Source organism: Aquirufa esocilacus, assembly GCF_042715595.1.
Lineage (GTDB): Bacteria > Bacteroidota > Bacteroidia > Cytophagales > Spirosomataceae > Aquirufa > Aquirufa esocilacus.
The window spans coordinates 278292-295858 of the sequence record NZ_JBBKXX010000002.1 but is presented as its reverse complement, the minus strand read 5'-3'; the positions used below and the strand labels follow the sequence as shown (position 1 = coordinate 295858).

The window sequence follows — 17567 nt, the reverse complement described above, 5'->3', positions numbered from 1 at the left end:
GTCTAAATACAAACCCTATGATCAATACAATCGCCCTAAGTCTTCTTAGTTTAACGCCCAGCGCTTCTACAGCTAACGGTTTATTAACCGCACATTTTGAAAATGTTTTAGGTACTTCATTAGATCTTAAGATTATCGCTTCGTCAGAAGCCGCTGCTTCCACCGCAGAATCGAAGGTGTTAGCCGAGATTAATCGCTTGAATGAATTATTGTCTTCCATGTCCTCTTCCGAGTTTAAATCGTGGAGCGAAACGCGTTGCGAGTCCATCGAAATTTCTTCCGAATTGCGCGAGGTGTTACAACATTTCGAGGAATGGAATGTGAAAACGGACGGAGCTTTGAATCCGGCGTCGGAACATATTGCCAAAATGTGGGCTTCTGAAACTCCTTCAGCTTCAGACTTAGCGTTGGCGGTGAATGAAGTGAATCAGGCGCATTGGTCACTAGACGAAAACGGAGCGACGCGATTAACGGACACAGAATTGAAATTGCACAGCTTCACAAAGTCTTATGTAATGGAGAAAGCAGCCGAAGAGGCGATGAAAGAGGAGGGAGTGGCCGGTGTGGTCGTGAATATAGGGGGTGATTTTGTGGTGAAAGGAGATTGGACAGAGAAAATAGGCGTATCTGATCCGCGAAATGCGGGAGAGAACGCGGATGTTTTAGGTTATATCCAGGTGAATAATCAAGCGGTGGCGACATCGGGCGATTATAGAAGAGGTTCGGATATCGATGGGGTGCATTATTCGCACATTATGGATCCGCGGACGGCGGAACCGGCATCGGAAGTGATTTCGGCGACGGTGGCGCACGAGGATGCGGTGACGGCTGGGGCTTTGGCAACTGCATTCAACGTGTTGGGCGTGGAGGCTTCTATTGATTTAGCTACTCAGTATCCGGAGGCATCGTATTTACTGGTGGACAAAGAGGGAGCGGAATATCGAAGTGAGAACTGGCCAGCGACATCTGTAGAGAAGTCCGCGATCAGTTTAGTGAATGTCAAAGAGAAGTTGTGGACAGCAGGCCAAAGCTTAGATATCAATTTCGAATTAGCCCGTTTCGAAGGGCGCGCGCGTCGTCCGTTTGTGGCGGTTTGGATAGAGGATGAGAAACATAAGCCGGTGAAGCGTATCGCAGTTTGGTATAATAAGCCACGTTGGTTGCCGGATTTGCGTTCTTGGTTTGCGGCGAAAAGAGAAGTGGAGTTTGATGCGGCTTCGGTGACAGGTGCGACGCGTGGGGCGGGGCAGTATACGTTGGTTTGGGATGGGAAGAATGATGCGGGGGAATATGTACCTTTGGGGAAATATACCGTGTTTATCGAGGCGGCTCGCGAGCACGGAACGTATCAGTTGATTAAGCAAGAAATGAAGTTTGATGGGAAGGCCAAAAGCCAAACCTTAGCCGGTGGCGAGGAAATGACCGCCGCTTCATTAGTCTATAAAGCAAAGTAAATGAGAGATTTAGCGACGTGGTCGAGGTGGCTGCACATCTATTTGTCGATGTTCAGTTTCATTATTGTGTTGTTCTTTTCGGTGACGGGTTTGACCCTGAACCATGTGGATTGGTTTCCAGAAAGTACAGTCGTTTCTGAACTGAAGGGTTCTGTGAATGGTAAGTGGGTTTCGGTGGCTGATACCGCCAAAATCCCCAAACTCGAAATAGTAGAACAACTTCGCGCGAACCATAGTATTAAGGGACAATTGAACGATTTCAGAATCGATGAAGAAGAGATTTCGATCTCTTTCCAAGGACCCGGATATACGGCAGATTTCTTCGTGAATCGTGCGGATGGGAAATACGAATTGACAGAAACGAAGATGGGTATTATTGCCGTTATTAACGACCTGCACAAAGGGCGTGATACCGGGAAGTCTTGGTCTTGGGTCATTGACTTTTCTGCGATCTTTATGATTGTTATCTCGGTAACGGGGTTAATTTTGTTATTATTTTTAAAGAAAAAGAGGACGAACGGGATGCTTTGGTTAGCTATCGGCGGGATCGTTGCCTGGGTATTTTATTATTTTGTATGAAACGTATATTCACCATTCACCATTTACCATTCACCATTTTACTTTTCTGTTCAGTAGCTGTGTTTGGTCAAGACCACGCTCCCCTTCCGCCACTTCCGGTGGAGGCGACTTTTGGAAATAATCGAGTTCAGTTTATCGGTGTTATCAATCGACCCGTTTCAGCGGATGGGAAGTTGAGTTATTTTAATCTCAGCACAGGGATGGTGGATTATAATAACACCGCTTCAGAGACGGAATTAGTGATTGTGAATAACCTCACGTACAAGCTTTTTGGGAATATTCGAGCGACGGCTGGGGCGGAATGGCATTATAAATTAGGCTTAGTGCCACAGGTGGGTTTGCAGTATTTTAAGGCGAATCGGACGTGGTTATTTTTATTGAATCCCAATATGAATGTACAGCCATCGCGTGCCATCTCTACCATTGGTATCGTAGAATTTAAGCCGGCTATATCGAAGGACCTTTCTTTTTATTCCAAAGCCCAGATTTTACATGTCGCTAGTTTAAGCGAAGGAACTCACGCCCGTAGTGCCTTGATGTTGCGTGCGGGTATTACCAAAGGAAAATTCACTGTAGGTCTAGGAGCGAATTTCGATTACTATGGACCGATGAAGATGGAGAAAGATAATGTAGGTCTGTTTACCCGTCTAGCGCTGTAATGAAGAAATTACTTTTTTTATTTTGCCTTTCTTTCTTGGGTTGCAAAACCGTGGAGCCGCTGGATGACGCGACGACGAATCTGAATCTTTGGAACGAAAAGAAGATTGTTAACTATTCATTTTCCTTTAAGCGTGTTTGCTTTTGTCCCCTGGAATATGTGGGGCCGCATCAAATTGTCGTTCAAAATGGCAAAATTGCGAGTGTGAATGGAGCGCCCTATAATGCCGCGGAACGCTACGGTGTGATGTATACTATTCCAGAATTATTGCAAGTCATTAAGGCGAACGTCGACAAAAATCCAGCGAAGAAAGTATTGAATTTCAATCCAACTTATGGCTACCCTACGAATGTCTTCTTCGACTTTTCAGAAATGATAGCGGACGAAGAAATCGGCTATGAGGTGACGAATTTCAAAATCAACTAGGGACAGATTGAGATAGGTAAAGATTTCCTAGGCGTAGGGCTATAGGCTTTGCACGTAACGCATTCTGCAGTTAGCTGGGTGGAATCTAACTTGAAAAAGAATTCGTCCCCTTCTTTTAGGCTAACCGGTAAGGCGCAGGGGTTTGATAGTGCGAAGGCATTGGTATAGTTTTTACCTGTATCCGGATTTTTCCACTTTACTTCGAGCTTCGATGTGTCTATCGATCCTTCGACTAATTCAATCACGTAATTATTGCAAATACCCTTCAGGGAAAGACGCCCTTTGTAGCAGTTTTCGGGCAGCACTTCTTGGGATTTACAGGCGCCTAAAAGTAGGCAGAATAGGAGTAGTGGTTTCATTCCGCTAAAGTAATCATCGCCTTGATTACTTGTTGATTTGGCTCGTTCATTTTTGTAAAAATACCAGGAACTTGATTTTTTGTGAAGCGATGGCTGATGAATTTATCTGCCTGAATCTTACCATCGCGGAATAAATTCATGACGTAGTGGAAGTCTTCCAAAGTCGCGTTTCGGCTACTCATTAAAGTGGCTTCTCTTTTATGAAATTCCGGATGTGAAAAGGAGATCGCTTGTTTTTGTAATCCAATCAAAACGTATTTTCCGCCGTGCGCCATTTTGGCGAAACCGGATTCAATAGCGTTTAGATTTCCGGTGGCATCGATGACGGTGCTGTAGGCCGCTGAGGAAGCTTCCGAAACCCCTAAATTCTCCAAGCAAAATTGCAAACGAGAGGCGTTGGGTTCCGCGACTGCAACTAATGCCCCCTGAATTTTAGCCAGTAAAATCGTGAAAAGACCAATAGGTCCGGCGCCCATCACGAGGACTTTTTCGCCTGCTTTTAGATCCGCGCGGCGAAGTCCGTGTGCCGCAATCGATAAAGGTTCTACTAAGGCAAGTTCATCTGCTGAAAGGCCATTCCCCGGTAAAATGTAGCGATCTTCCACCACAATATATTCGCGCATTCCGCCGTCTGTATGTACCCCAAAAACCTGTATGTTTTCACAGCAATTCGACCGTTCCATTAAGCACGCCCCGCAAGTAGCACAATTAAAATAAGGGATAATCGTCGCTAATTCGCCAGGGGAGAATGTGTCAGATTCAACGATTTCTACGGCCAGTTCGTGGCCTAAAATGCGGGGATACGAAAAGAAAGGTTGGTTGCCAGCGAAGGCGTGAATATCAGTTCCGCAGATGCCGATGTTGCGTACGCGAAGGAGGGAAAATCCGGGTGTACGAAGAGGCATTTCTGCTTCTTGAAGACTTAAGGTTCCGGGCTGATTACATATCCATTGTTGCATGGGGTTGAAATTAACAATTTTAATTAAATTAGGCTCGATAAAATCTAAACCTTATGAAAATCAAGTTCTTAATTCTGGCGTTTTGCCTTTTCGCTGGCAACGCGTTCGCCCAAAAAACCTACCAAAACAACTGGGAATCCATCGACAGCCGCCCCGTTCCGGGCTGGTTTGAAGATGCGAAATTTGGCATATTCATTCACTGGGGATTGTATTCTGTGCCGGCTTATAGTCCGACGGCAAGAGATAAAGTGGGCGTGTACGATCGCTATGCGGAATGGTACTGGCGTCGCTGGCAAGAGCCGAATAAGACGCAGCAATTCTTTACGGATTTTCATAACAAGGCTTTTGGGCCCAATGTCAAATACCAAGACTTCACGAATCAATTTAAAGCCGAGCTTTTTCAGCCAGATGAATGGGCAAAATTGTTCGAAAATGCAGGAGCAAAATATGTCGTGTTGACGTCGAAACACCATGAGGGTTTTACGCTTTGGCCATCAAAACAATCTTGGAATTGGAACGCGGTCGATGTGGGTCCGCACCGGGATTTATTAGGAGATTTGACAAAATCTGTCAAAAGCAAAAATATCAAAATGGGTTACTACTATTCGCTTCTCGAGTGGTACAATCCCTTGTATAAAAAGGAGACGCTGAACGAGTACATCGACCAGCACATGTTCCCGCAGATGAAGGACTTAGTGAATACGTACCATCCGGATTTGGTTTGGACGGATGGCGAGTGGGATTACACGTCGGATAAGTTGCGCAGCACGGAGTTTTTGTCTTGGCTATACAACGATTCGCCGGTGCGCGAAAGTGTAGTCGTGAACGATCGCTGGGGCAAGGAAACGCGCAGTAAGCACGGTGGATTTTACACCACGGAATACGATTTAGTACATAATGGGGATGCGAATGGGTTGGATTTTGCCAAACCCTGGGAGGAATGCCGCGGCATCGCCGGATCTTTTGGCTATAACCGAAACGAAAATCTCGAGGACTATTCCAGCTCCGAGCAGCTCGTGCACATGTTGATTAACAAGGTCGCGCGCGGAGGCAATTTATTGCTGAACATTGGGCCCACTGCGGATGGCAGAATTCCGGTGATTATGCAGCAGCGTTTGACGGACATCGGGTCTTGGTTAAAGGTGAATGGCGAGGGGATTTATGGTACTCGTAAGTGGGCCAAAGCTCCTAAGGTCACGCCCGCCACCAAACAATACTTCACTCAAAAGGGCAGCGATTTGTATCTGATTACGACGGAATTCCCGACGGCTGCGCTTCAGGTGGCGGGTGTGAAAAAACCAGTTTTGGTTACTTTAGTTGGATCTAACGTAACAGTTAAGTCGACGTTTAAAAATGGAGTTGTAAGTATCGCACCTCCTGCGGTTACACCGGGGAATAGTCCGTGTCAGTATGCGTGGGTTTTTAAGTTGACTTCGTCAATAGAGTAGTAATAATGGTAAATGGTAAGTGGTGAATGGTAAATGGCGCCCTCATTCACCATTTACCGTTTACCATTCACCATTTAATTTTGCTTTTAGCAAAATTGACATTCGTCATTTTTCAACAATCCTCTCAAAGCTACCTTTGCCCCCATGCAACCGGTAAGTTTAGATTTATTGAACAAGTACAACGTAGCGATTCCGCGCTACACGAGTTATCCGACGGTACCGTTTTGGGATGAGACGATTGACAGCGAACACTGGGAACGGATGTTCGTGCGTCGTTTCGAGGAGAGCAATGAACAGGAGGGGATTAGCGTGTACATTCACTTGCCTTTTTGCGAGAAACTCTGCACTTTTTGTGGCTGTAATAAGCGCATTACGACGAATCATTCCGTGGAGGAGGAGTACATCGATGTGCTGTTACAGGAGTGGAATTTGTATCGAAAATCGATGACGGCGAAGCCCGTTATTCGGGAATTACATATCGGAGGCGGAACGCCTACGTTCTTTTCGCCGCAGAATTTACAGCGGATGTTGCAGGGGATTTTAGCGGATTCAGTTGTGCCAAAGATCCACGAATTCGGTTTCGAGGGACATCCAAATAATACGACACGGGAGCATTTGCAAACGCTTTTTGAGCTCGGATTTAACCGCGTGAGTTTTGGGATGCAGGACAGTAATCCCCAGGTTCAGGAGGTGATTAATCGGGTGCAGCCTTTGGAAAATGTGAGACAGGTGGTGCAGTGGGCGCGGGAGATCGGGTATGAGTCTGTGAACTTGGATTTAGTGTATGGCCTGCCTTTGCAGACCTTGCCGCGGATCGAAAAGACCATTCAGGATGCGATTTCGATGCGGCCGGATCGTATTGCGTTTTATTCTTATGCACATGTGCCGTGGACGAGCAAGGCGCAGCGACTTTTTGACGAAAATGATTTACCTGAGGCGTCTGAGAAGATGCAGTTATACCAAAAAGGCAAGGAGCTTTTCCGCGCCGCCGGTTACACGGACATTGGGATGGATCACTTCGCGCTTCCATCGGATTTGATGGTTAAGGCGCATAACGAGGGCACCTTGCACCGCAACTTTATGGGCTATACCGTGCAGCAGACAGGTTTGCTTTTAGGTTTAGGCGTCTCGAGCATCAGTGATATTTACTACGGTTTTGCCCAAAACAAGAAGACGATTCAGGAATATTACCAGCAAATCCACGCCGGCGAACTGGCCGTTTTCAAGGGCTATTTTTTAAGTCAGATGGACCAAAAAATGCGCCAATACATCCTCGACATTGCCTGCCAAGGCAAGACCCATTTCCACAAAGAGGACCTCGAAGTCCTCCGCCAATACACCTTCCACGAACTCGACGAACTCGCCATCGATGACCTCGTCACCTGGGGCGAACACGGCGTCATCGTCACAGATTTAGGCAAGCATTTTATCCGCAATATCTGCAAGGCTTTTGACCTAAAACTGCTGGCGACAGCGGAGGCCACGCCGCAGTTTAGTAGGGGGGTGTAAAAAAACCCGAGGGACATGGTCCATCGGGTTTTGGGAATCTGATTGTTCTAATGTTTTTTAGAATGATCTAATTGCCAGATAAACAAAATTATCTCCTGATTGTGTTTGACTAAATGCTCTAGTGCCGACACTGTTATTTTCTAGATAATTTGTGTAATATGAAGAACCAGATTGTGTTGAAGAAACATAAGCTCCCCATGCCCATTTATAGCTAGAATTAGCTTTACTAGACCAATAAAAAGGGAAAGCACCATTAGAATTACAATAAGTAGTATTATATACATAGTTTCTAAATAAGTTTAATTCTTTAATTGAAGGAACATACCAATCATTATATCCATTTATAGTAAGCGTTGAAACATATTTAAATAAATAAGTGCCGTTGCCTTGATTCGCTATAATTGCAGCTGTATTTGCCCTCCCAACTAGTGTTCCATCATTTTGCGCAGCAGCAGTAATTGTATTTCCATTTAATGCAATTTTATCCCAAGTAATATTTCCACTATTATGCGCCTCATTGTTTTGTTGTGCAATTAATCCATGCTGAACATTGGGATCATACCCATTATCCGCTGGTTGCAGAATATAATAAACAATACCTCCACCGTAAATATCATTTACTGCAATAGGAGCAACTGGAGTAGTAAAGCTTATTGTTGGACCATAAGTTGTTCCTGCAGTATTAGTTGCATATGCTTTTGTATAATATGTAGTGACAGCAGATAATCCTGAAATAGTTGTCGTATAAGTACCTGCAACTGCATTTGCATTTATCGTAGTTGTAGAATAAGTACCAAAAGTTGAAGATGTACTATAGATTATACCTATTGATGTTGTAGCTCCACCAGTTGAACTTAAAACCCCTCCTAAAATAGCAGTTGAACTTGTTATTGTTGAAGTAATTGTTGAAGCTATTGTGGCAGTGTTTGGTGTAGAAAACGAAACCTCTGGCCCATAACTAGTCCCCACACTATTGGTAGCATAAGCTCTTACATAGTAGGTAGTTGCGATACTTAATCCAGTCAAACTACTTACATAAGCACCTGTACCAGTACCACTAGTTGAACTATAAGTTGATGAACCAGAACTTGTACCGTAAACTACGCCTCTTGAAGTTACGCTTGCACCCCCATCAGCCGTAATTGTTCCACCACCAGTAGCAGTCGTTCCTGTAATGGATGAAATAGTTGCCGTTGCTGAAACTGTAGGTGTTGTCAAAGTGGTAAATGTAATATCTGGACCATAACTTGTTCCTAAATAATTAGTCCCATAGGCACGAACATGGTAAGTTGTTCCCTGTGTTAAACCTGTGATGGAACTTGTAAATGTTCCAGAAGTTGCACCATTGGTTGTTTTTGTAGAAAGAGCGATAGTTGGATTAACCGCCAAGTCCCAGACTAAACCACTTGTAGTGATGGTTGCCCCACCTGTGCTACCAATTGTTCCGCCGCCTATAGCTGTTGTCGTTGCAATTGAACTAGGTGCTGAAGTAGCAGAAACAGTTGGTGTTGTTTGTGTTGTGAAACTAGTTTCAGCACCATAAGTTGTTCCTTGCACATTCGTAGCAAATGAACGTACAAAATAAGTAGCTCCTTGTGTTAGACCTGTTAGTGTACTTGTAAATGTTCCAGCGCCCGATCCAATAGTTACACTAAATGTAGAAGATCCTGTACTTGTTCCATATACTAAACCTCTCGCACTCACTTCTGTTGATCCTTCGTCTGTCACATTACCTCCTAAGATTGCACTTGAGGATGTAATACTTGCAGCAGAAGTTGTGGATGCAAGAATAGGCGTTGTTGGAGAAGATTCAACTAAATTGTTGTCTTTTACTAAACGAACAGACATACCCGTTTGTTTATTTTCTGTTGCACAACAATCAGAACCAACATAGAAGAAAGAAGGATGAAAATACAACCATTCAGCTCTTGTTGGATTAGTTGCATCCTGTGTTGCTGTCCAAAAAGAGGCAGATCCATAGTTACCATTTGTTCCAGTATTAAATATACTTCCTCCTGGTAAGACATTAAAGCCTGTTGAATTTGTTCCATTATACAAATTATAGTTAGCATTTGGAGTAACGCTAATATTATTATTAACATTACTAAATTCACCGCTCCAATCTGTTGTATTTGACTTCAAAGTGGTCCCATTTAAATTTTGCGAACTTCTTAATGTTGTCCATTCTGATAAAGTTGGGATATGATAACCAGCCGGTGCTAGACCTCTTGCATCATTTACAGCATACCAATTGTATAGTTTGCCATACGTTGCACCACCATCTCCCGACGCATATTTTAAATATGTATATGCTCCCTCGCCTGCTGAAGTTGCGGCAGCCCATTGCGCCGAATTAGCCGCATAAGTAATGGCGTCTCCATTTCTATAATTTGCCACATTCAGGTTTTTATCTGTCCATCTCTGTGTACCTATCAAAACAGATGTTTGAGCTACCGGCGTAGATAAAGTTGTAAAGCTTTGTGCTGCACCGTAACTTGTTCCGATTGCATTCGTTGCATAAGCCCTCACATAATAAACTGTTCCAGCGGTCAATCCTGTAATGGAACTTGTAAATGTTCCACTAGTTGTTCCATCTGTTGTTTTACTATTAGCAGTTGTTGGTGTGGCCGTGGTGCTCCAACAAATACCTGATGCAGTAATAGCTGATCCTCCATTTGATGTGATGGTTCCACCCGCGCTTGCAGCGTATTTTGTAATACTACTAGCTGCTGTTGTTGTAAGTGTTGGCGCAATAGCAATGGTTGTAAAGCTAGTTTCTGTACCATACACTGTTCCCACACTATTGGTTGCAAATGATCTTACGAAATAAGTAGTTGCAGGACTTAATCCAGTTAAGCTACTTGTATACGTGCCCGTACCTGTTCCCGTTGTCACACTATAGGTAGAAGCACCTGAACTTGTTCCATAAACTAAACCCCTTGAAGTAACACTTGCACCACCATCTGAAGTAATGGTTCCCCCTGCAGTTGCTGTGGATGAGGTGATGGATGTAGCAGAAGAAGTTCCTGAAATTGTAGGCGTAGCAATTGTAGTAAATGTAACATCTGGACCATAACTTGTTCCTAAATAATTAGTCGCATAGGCACGAACATGATAGGTTGTTCCTTGTGTTAATCCTGTGATAGAACTTGTAAATGTTCCAGAAGTTGTACCATCCGTTGTTTTTGTTGATAATGCAATTGTTGGATTTATACTTGCACCCCAAACTAAACCACTTGTAGTAATTGTTGCCCCACCTGTACTGCTAATGGTTCCTCCACTTATAGCTGAAGTAGTTGTAATTGATGTTGGAGTAGCGGTTGCAGATAAAGTTGCGGCAGTTTGTGTGGTGAAACTAGTTTCAGCGCCATAAGAAGTTCCTTGTACATTCGTAGCAAATGAACGAACAAAATAAGTCGCTCCTTGTGTTAGACCTGTTAGTGTGCTTGTAAATGTTCCAGCACCTGATCCTACAGTCACACTAAAGGTTGATGAGCCTGTACTTGTTCCGTATACTAAACCTCTCGCACTCACTTCTGTTGATCCTTCGTCTGTCACATTACCTCCTAAGATTGCACTTGAGGATGTAATACTTGCAGCAGAAGTTGTTGCTGCTACTATTGGAGCGCTTGATGTAGATGGAACAATAGTAGTGGTTCTTACTGCTCTAATCTTCATATTCCAAGCCTTTGTATCCATATGTTTATCATTTCCTGAGCCATTAAATGACCAAGAATATCCAGAAATTTGAGTAGACGATTCTTGTACTTCAGTAGAGCTCCAATAATATTGTGTTGAGAATCCTCCAATCGCCACTCTGTTTATATATAATTTACCTAATTCATTGATACTAGGCATGTACCAATCATTGTAAGTTCCATCTGTATAATCTCTAGCAAATTTGGCTGCATAATTTCCTGTTCCGTATGCACTAATTATCGCATTTGTATTTGAAAGACCAGCGCCAAGTGCTTCAAAAGAAGACCCTATCAATCCAACTTTTTGCGCAACACCACTACCACCTGTGATAGACCACAAGGCTGTTCCTCCAGACAAATTACCTACCTGGTCGGCATTTGCCGCAATTAGTACCGGTATACTACTTGATGAATAACCTGGATCTCCATTTTGATAAACATAGGCCACTTTACCCCCACCATAAGATGAACCAATAGTTGGTAGTATTAAGGCTGGTGATGATGTAGTAAAGCTTTGGGCATCTCCATAACCGGTTCCTATCGCATTCGTCGCATAGGCCCTAACATAATAGGTCGTGCCTGCCGTTAACCCTGTGATGGAACTAGTGAATGTTCCTGATAATGTACCATCAGTTGTTTTATTATCCGAGATTGTGGGTGTGGCTGTCGTACTCCAGCATATACCTGAAGCTGTTATCGCTGAACCACCATTTGAGTTAATACTGACGCCAGATACGGCAGCATACCTTGTGATGCTGGAAGCTGCAGTAGTAGTTAATGTTGGCGCAACAGCTATTGTTGTAAAGCTAGTTTCGGTTCCGTACACCGTCCCTACGGTATTTGTCGCAAATGATCTAACATAATAAGTGGTGGCAGGACTTAATCCAGTCAAATTACTTACAAATGTACCTGTACCCGATCCTGTAGTTACACTGAATGTAGATGAACCGGTGCTCGTTCCCCATACAATACCTCTTGCTGATACCGCTGCTCCTCCGTCTGTCGTAATTGTACCACCACTTGTAGCTGATGTCGACGTAATGGATGTTACCGATGTAGTGGCTGAAATGCTAGCCGTATTTAAAGTGGTAAAACTTGTCTGTGCCCCGTAACTTGTACCCACGTTATTGGTCGCATAGGAGCGAACATAGTATAAAGTACCTGGTGTTAAACCGGTGATGTTACTTGTAAAGATTCCGTTAGTTGTACCATTTGTTGTTTTACTATCTGAAGTGGTTGGATTAGCACTTGTTGACCAAACTAAACCGCTCACCGTTACTGTGGCTCCACCATTATAAGTAATGTTACCCCCACTTGTCGCTGTATTCGCACCTATTGAACTAGCTAATGTAGTAGAAGCTAGAGTAGCCACTGCTTGCGCCGTATTAACTGAGATTTCAGGACCATATTTTGTCCCTACGCTATTCGTCGCATAGGCTCTGACATAGTAAGTAACTCCAGAAGTAAGGCCAGTGATTGCACTTGAAAATGTGCCAATGCCTGTTCCATCCGTAGTTTTTGTGGATAAAGAAATGGTTGGATTAGTGCTAGTGTTCCAAACCACACCACGGGTTGTAACGAAAGCTCCACCATCCGCATCAATCACACCACCACTCGTTAAAGCACTGGAAGTGATAGAGGTAGCTGACGCTGTTGATGTCACAGATGGCAAAGCAAATTGCGCATTTGCCCCCACCATATTGACAAAGTTAGTACCATTGTAAACTTGTAATTCGCCATTAGTACCACAATCAGAACACCATAAAATAAGTCCTGCTTCAGGGGAAACGATGGCTGATTTTTGGGCGAAAGTTAAGCGTGGTAATAGTAGACCTTTAGATGTTGAGGTGATGTCTAATACTGCTCCGGCTGACGGATTAGCTGTTCCTATGGCTACCGTTCCAGTAAATACGGGAGAGGCGATAGGCGCTTTCAATGTGATAGCGTTTGCATTAGCGGTGATGCTTGCGGTGTTTGCATTAACGGTGGAAGTCAATGTTACTAAATCTGTTACATTCGCTTTCAAGGCTAGGCCTGGTACTGTAGGCGCATCCGCTGTTCCATTTAAATCCCCTGTTAATTTAATTTTTCCCTTTGTATTTGCATCTGCATCGGCTATCGTCGCTGCTGCAACTTGAGCTAATACAAATGAAGTATCAGCTTTCGCGGCAAGCGCTGCATTTGATATATTGGAAGAGGATGATTGATTAGATGTGTTGTTATTAGATCCTATTTTCGTATCAACATAGGCTTTAATTGTTCCCGTATCCGCTTTTGCAGCTAATGCCGCTGTCACATCACTAGCATTCGCTTTCAAATCCAAGGCCGCCTGTGTCGCCGTCGAAACCGGCTTCGCCGCATCAGAGGTGTTATTTACTTGATCTAAACCTAGATTTGCCCGTGCATCCGCTGCGGTTGTCGCACCTGTTCCCCCATTAGCTACAGGCAAAACACCACTTAATTTACCTGCCGTTTCGGCAAATAAAGCGTAGGGATTGTAGTTGAGTTTTTGGTCTGAAATCTTGGTGTAGGAACTCCCTTGATCAAAGCTTACATATACTTGTAAACTCTTTTGAGAACTATCCCAAACCAAGGAATTAAATGAAGTAGAAGAAACCGATCCGATCAACAAATTCACAAGACCGTAGTTGTCGGTTTTGGTTTTGTGTACCTCTTCAAACTGCAAAGTGGATCCGTTATAGATGCTGAATTTCAGCCATACATCCCCGTTGGCTAGAGGCTGGCTGGAGATGTCTTGACCTGGGATTTCGATCTTATTAGGATCGAGAATGACGGCTTGGTAGGAGAGGCCCTTTTGGGAAAAACCTACATATGAAACCAAAAGGAAAATAAGAGAGAATAGAAGCTTTTTCATAGAACAGTGAATGCAAGTATTATTTACTTAGACTTAAGCCTAGGCTAAATGTTGATGGAATGAAGTTTAAAGTCGAGCTACCGAAATTGTAGCTATCTAAATGCTCGTATTTCACGAACACGCCCACCTGCGGACTGATTTGTTTCGTCAGCTCAAAAGAGTAGCCATACATGGTACGCATCGAATTGAATTGATCATCGTTTGCTAAGTCTATATAGCGGTTTAGTAGAAACTGATTACCGTTAACCATCGTAGAAACCGATGCATTCGCTTTGGCGAAAAACGTAATGCCTTTTCCTAACGAAAGCTTAGGTCCGATGCCAGCGTTAAGACCGATGAAATCAGTCGCATACGAAAACGGGATGTTTTGCACATCGCCTACATTATTGAACTGGTTATAGTTAACACCGAAATCATACAAGAACGATTTCGAAAGCGACGCCTCACGCGAAAGACTCAAATGCAATCCCGACGACGGGCGCAAGAATGACGGATTCGCACCCGCCGAATTCGTAAAAACAAATGACGTAATGTTAGAGCCTACAGCGAACTTATAGCTCTGGGCGAAACAAGAAACGCTAACAAGTAAAAGGAGTAAAATTCTTTTCATATACTAATCTTTAATGAGTTGTTTAGTGATGACTTGGTTCCCGCTCACCAGACGGAGGATATATTTGCCCGACCGCAGGCGATCAAAATCTAGTAATTGAACTTCGCTCAGATTTGCCGCAATCTCGGATGACCACACGCGCAATCCGTCGATCGAATACAATTCTACTTGACTAGGAGAGGCACTCGAGCGAGAGAGTTTTAACCGAAACTGAGAGACGAATGGATTAGGGAAAACATCTAAAGAAACCGCAACATTATTCTCAATAGAACGACCCGCAAAACGGGATGACGGTTGCAAGAATCCTTGGCGCATAATGTAACCGCCAGCAGGACTTGTGCCTGTCACCACGGATGATTGTCCAATCGACTGCAAATAGGTCGAGCTGCCTATACCGGAGGAAAGGGTGGAGATCTTTGCGGGGTTCGTTTGAGCGAAACTTGCAATGGACACGACTAGAAGAAACGCGATTCTCTGGAGCATTTTCTGAATTTGAATGCCCAAAAAAAGTGCTTAGAAATCGCTAAATGATTCAAAGTTCAGATTTAGTTGTTCACAAAATTTGTTTTTGAACAACAGCTAGAAAACGGGATAGTTCATTAATCACATTTTTGAACTAATATTATCCTCAGGTTCTAAAGCGTTATTTTATGTTATACACATCGCTCATACTTGTGCTAGTTGTCGCACTTTTTTTCTTGCTTAATCACTGGCATCAAAACAAAGGGGTCGTTTATTTAGTCCTCGCCATCTTGGTATTTAGCCTGAAGCAAACGACTTTATTGGTGCTGAATACCTCTCGGGATCCGCTGGTATTAGCGAGTTTAATTGCTCACCTTGACCCGATGCACGCACTCGCAGGTCCTTTTGTTATTTATTATTTTAAAAGTATGGTGAAAGGAGAATTTGTGTGGGATACCACTTTTCTCGTGTTGTCTATTCCTGCTGTTTTATGTGCGATAAATTTACTCCCGTATTACGCGATCCCATTTGAAAATAAGGTGGACTATTTTCAAATGGCGGTTGTAAAAAGGCCTCCACTAGCTCATTTATTTCTGCATATTAATTACCAGATTTCATTAACGATGCTGTTTAATGTAGGATGTATCATTTATGGTATACGGTTCTTAAAAAAGATGAAAGCGGTGAATGGGTCATACATCAAAAAGAAAGTTACTGTTCTAATAAACCGAATTTTCGTCATCTTACCGATCAATATAATTCCCAATTTAGTGCTGGTGGTTTTGTTGACTTCGAAGTCAAAACAGCTGGGGAAAATTGACTTTGTCAATCCAGAAGTCTTCACGAATCAATCCTTATTTTTTCTGACACTGTTATTGCCCATCAGCTTTTTCTTGATTCCTAGCTGGTTGTATAACGAGAAAGATCCTATGTCTTTTTTGGAAAACTTCGTACTTACCTGGAAAAGGATGTTTACGGAGAATGCCAAATTCTCAGCCGAAGATCCCCTCGAAAAATCCACCGACTTTGAACGCATCATTTCCTACATAGAAATCGAAAAGCCCTACGTCAACACAGCTTTCTCTTTACACGATATTTCGCAAGCATTGAACATCCCCCACAATCGGGTGACCACCTGTTTTAACAAACAATTAAAAGTCGCGTTTCCGTCGTACCGCAACAAATTGCGAATCGACTATGCGACTAACTTATTGCGCACAGGCACTCACTTAACCACGTCCATCGAGGGTATCGCGGAGATGTCTGGATTCAAAAGTAAATCCATTTTCTACAAGACGTTTAAGGAAGAACATGGGACGACGCCCATTGATTGGATTAAGGAGAATTTGAAAAGTTAAATAAGGATTATATGTTATACACTTCGATCATTCTTGTACTATTAGTCGCGTTTTTTTTCATTGTGAATCACTGGAATCAAAACCGCGGGGTCGCTTATCTCGTATTTATTATCTTAGATAAAGCCTTGACTCAATTCTCTTTGCTTGTACTTAATACTACGCAAGACGCCACCACATTTACCTTAGTTTACCATTTGTCCCCATTAATTGTTCTACAGGGACCGTTCTTTTTGTACTACCTGAAGAGTCTGATGAAAGGGGAATTTGTATGGAATAAGCGTTTGCTTTTATTTTCAATTCCCACACTCCTATTTCTGATTAATTTAATTCCCTTTTATTCCTTACCCTTTGAAAATAGGGTGGTTTATTTAAGTGAACCTCTTTTAAGTCAATACTTAAAAGGCTACTTATTTCTGTCACTAAAACAGCAGTATTTATTTATATCTATTTATAACACCGCCTTTGTTATTTACGGTGTCTGGTTTATTAATCAATTGAAAGCAGGTGGGGGAATCTATATTAAAAAGAAAGTGACAGTCCTTTTCACACGTATTTTTATTGTATCCTTTTTAACCATTATTCCCGGCTTAGTTGTGGTGTTTTTGTTGAGTTTAAATTCCAAACAAACCGGGATGATTGACTTCTTTAATCCGGATGCGGTCAATACGAATTACCTGTATTTTCAATCACTGGTATTGCCCATCAGTTTCTTTTTTGTGCCTAACTGGTTGTACAATGAAAAGGAGCCACTCTCATTTTTGGATAACTTCCTGCTGACGTGGAAAAAGGTGACTTCTGAGCATGCCAAAACCTCAGCAGACGATTCCTTCGAAAAATCCACCGACTTCGCGCGCATCATTGCCTACATCGAAACGGAAAAACCATACGTCAAAACCCAATTCTCCCTGCACGACATTTCGCAGGCTTTGAACATCCCCCACAACCGGGTCACGAACTTTTTTAACAAGCAATTAAAAGTCCCTTTCCCCACCTACCGCAACAAATTACGCATCGAACATGCGACTAACCTATTACGTTCCGGCACCCACCTAACCACGTCCATCGAGGGAATCGCGGAGATGTCCGGCTTCAAGAGCAAATCCATTTTCTACAAGACCTTTAAGGAAGCCTATGGGACAACGCCGGTGGATTGGATTAGGGAGAATTTGTAG

Annotated in this window: 13 protein-coding genes; 8 read left to right on the top strand and 5 right to left on the bottom strand. The window is 43.2% G+C overall.

Features of this window, described 5'->3' with window-relative positions:
• The first annotated feature begins 17 nt into the window (after positions 1–17).
• The 4 genes from SKC37_RS06765 to SKC37_RS06750 are packed head-to-tail and all read left to right on the top strand — an operon-like array spanning position 18 to position 3117.
• Complete coding sequence (locus tag SKC37_RS06765) at positions 18–1454, top strand: DUF2271 domain-containing protein (RefSeq protein ID WP_377980746.1); 1437 nt, start codon at positions 18–20, stop codon at positions 1452–1454.
• Positions 1455–2033, top strand: a complete 579-nt coding sequence (locus SKC37_RS06760) for a PepSY-associated TM helix domain-containing protein (RefSeq protein ID WP_377980745.1) — start codon at positions 1455–1457, stop codon at positions 2031–2033. It abuts the gene before it with no gap.
• A complete protein-coding gene (locus SKC37_RS06755; RefSeq protein WP_377980744.1) occupies positions 2030–2692 on the top strand; it encodes a hypothetical protein in 663 nt (220 codons plus the stop codon). The genes SKC37_RS06760 and SKC37_RS06755 overlap by 4 nt, the downstream gene beginning before the upstream one ends.
• Positions 2692–3117: a DUF6174 domain-containing protein gene (locus SKC37_RS06750; RefSeq protein ID WP_377980743.1), complete on the top strand. Its 426-nt coding sequence runs from the start codon at positions 2692–2694 to the stop codon at positions 3115–3117. Before SKC37_RS06755 ends, SKC37_RS06750 begins: the two co-directional genes overlap by 1 nt.
• Here the strand turns inward: SKC37_RS06750 and SKC37_RS06745 are convergent.
• Both SKC37_RS06745 and SKC37_RS06740 read right to left on the bottom strand, forming a co-directional pair.
• Positions 3114–3476: a hypothetical protein gene (locus tag SKC37_RS06745; RefSeq protein WP_377980742.1), complete on the bottom strand. Its 363-nt coding sequence runs from the start codon at positions 3474–3476 to the stop codon at positions 3114–3116. The two genes, SKC37_RS06750 and SKC37_RS06745, sit on opposite strands and share 4 nt — an antisense overlap.
• Entirely contained in the window at positions 3473–4435 is a 963-nt protein-coding gene (locus SKC37_RS06740) for a zinc-binding alcohol dehydrogenase family protein (protein WP_377980741.1), read from the bottom strand. Before SKC37_RS06740 ends, SKC37_RS06745 begins: the two co-directional genes overlap by 4 nt.
• Positions 4436–4488: 53 nt before the next feature.
• Here SKC37_RS06740 and SKC37_RS06735 point away from each other — a divergent pair, with 53 nt between their 5' ends.
• Complete coding sequence (locus SKC37_RS06735) at positions 4489–5883, top strand: alpha-L-fucosidase (protein ID WP_377980740.1); 1395 nt, start codon at positions 4489–4491, stop codon at positions 5881–5883.
• A 144-nt stretch (positions 5884–6027) separates the two neighbouring features.
• Positions 6028–7392 (top strand): oxygen-independent coproporphyrinogen III oxidase, encoded by a 1365-nt coding sequence (hemN, locus tag SKC37_RS06730; protein WP_377980739.1) that lies wholly within the window; start codon positions 6028–6030, stop codon positions 7390–7392.
• Positions 7393–7449: 57 nt separating this feature from the next.
• On the opposite strand, the gene SKC37_RS06725 is transcribed toward hemN, so the two are convergent.
• The 3 genes from SKC37_RS06725 to SKC37_RS06715 are packed head-to-tail and all read right to left on the bottom strand — an operon-like array spanning position 7450 to position 15058.
• Positions 7450–13965, bottom strand: coding sequence for an FISUMP domain-containing protein (locus SKC37_RS06725; RefSeq protein ID WP_377980738.1), 6516 nt, complete (start codon positions 13963–13965; stop codon positions 7450–7452).
• Positions 13966–13984: 19 nt separating this feature from the next.
• Complete coding sequence (locus tag SKC37_RS06720; protein WP_377980737.1) at positions 13985–14575, bottom strand: hypothetical protein; 591 nt, start codon at positions 14573–14575, stop codon at positions 13985–13987.
• Between the two features lie 3 nt (positions 14576–14578).
• Complete coding sequence (locus SKC37_RS06715; protein WP_377980736.1) at positions 14579–15058, bottom strand: T9SS type A sorting domain-containing protein; 480 nt, start codon at positions 15056–15058, stop codon at positions 14579–14581.
• Between the two features lie 167 nt (positions 15059–15225).
• On the opposite strand from SKC37_RS06715, the gene SKC37_RS06710 reads away from it, so the two are divergent.
• Together SKC37_RS06710 and SKC37_RS06705 are read left to right on the top strand one after the other, a co-directional pair.
• The gene (locus SKC37_RS06710; protein ID WP_377980735.1) at positions 15226–16395 is read left to right on the top strand and encodes a helix-turn-helix domain-containing protein; all 1170 of its coding nucleotides are present in this window, start codon (positions 15226–15228) and stop codon (positions 16393–16395) included.
• 11 nt (positions 16396–16406) lie between these two features.
• Complete coding sequence (locus SKC37_RS06705) at positions 16407–17567, top strand: helix-turn-helix domain-containing protein (RefSeq protein ID WP_377980734.1); 1161 nt, start codon at positions 16407–16409, stop codon at positions 17565–17567.

Coding starts and splice junctions, on each gene's coding strand:
- SKC37_RS06725 (WP_377980738.1), bottom strand. CDS start 13,965: ATGAAAAAGCTTCTATTCTCTCTTATTTTCCTTTTGGTTTCATATGTA.
- SKC37_RS06715 (WP_377980736.1), bottom strand. CDS start 15,058: ATGCTCCAGAGAATCGCGTTTCTTCTAGTCGTGTCCATTGCAAGTTTC.
- SKC37_RS06740 (WP_377980741.1), bottom strand. CDS start 4,435: ATGCAACAATGGATATGTAATCAGCCCGGAACCTTAAGTCTTCAAGAA.
- SKC37_RS06760 (WP_377980745.1), top strand. CDS start 1,455: ATGAGAGATTTAGCGACGTGGTCGAGGTGGCTGCACATCTATTTGTCG.
- SKC37_RS06765 (WP_377980746.1), top strand. CDS start 18: ATGATCAATACAATCGCCCTAAGTCTTCTTAGTTTAACGCCCAGCGCT.
- SKC37_RS06705 (WP_377980734.1), top strand. CDS start 16,407: ATGTTATACACTTCGATCATTCTTGTACTATTAGTCGCGTTTTTTTTC.
- SKC37_RS06750 (WP_377980743.1), top strand. CDS start 2,692: ATGAAGAAATTACTTTTTTTATTTTGCCTTTCTTTCTTGGGTTGCAAA.
- SKC37_RS06710 (WP_377980735.1), top strand. CDS start 15,226: ATGTTATACACATCGCTCATACTTGTGCTAGTTGTCGCACTTTTTTTC.
- SKC37_RS06745 (WP_377980742.1), bottom strand. CDS start 3,476: ATGAAACCACTACTCCTATTCTGCCTACTTTTAGGCGCCTGTAAATCC.
- SKC37_RS06735 (WP_377980740.1), top strand. CDS start 4,489: ATGAAAATCAAGTTCTTAATTCTGGCGTTTTGCCTTTTCGCTGGCAAC.
- hemN (WP_377980739.1), top strand. CDS start 6,028: ATGCAACCGGTAAGTTTAGATTTATTGAACAAGTACAACGTAGCGATT.
- SKC37_RS06720 (WP_377980737.1), bottom strand. CDS start 14,575: ATGAAAAGAATTTTACTCCTTTTACTTGTTAGCGTTTCTTGTTTCGCC.
- SKC37_RS06755 (WP_377980744.1), top strand. CDS start 2,030: ATGAAACGTATATTCACCATTCACCATTTACCATTCACCATTTTACTT.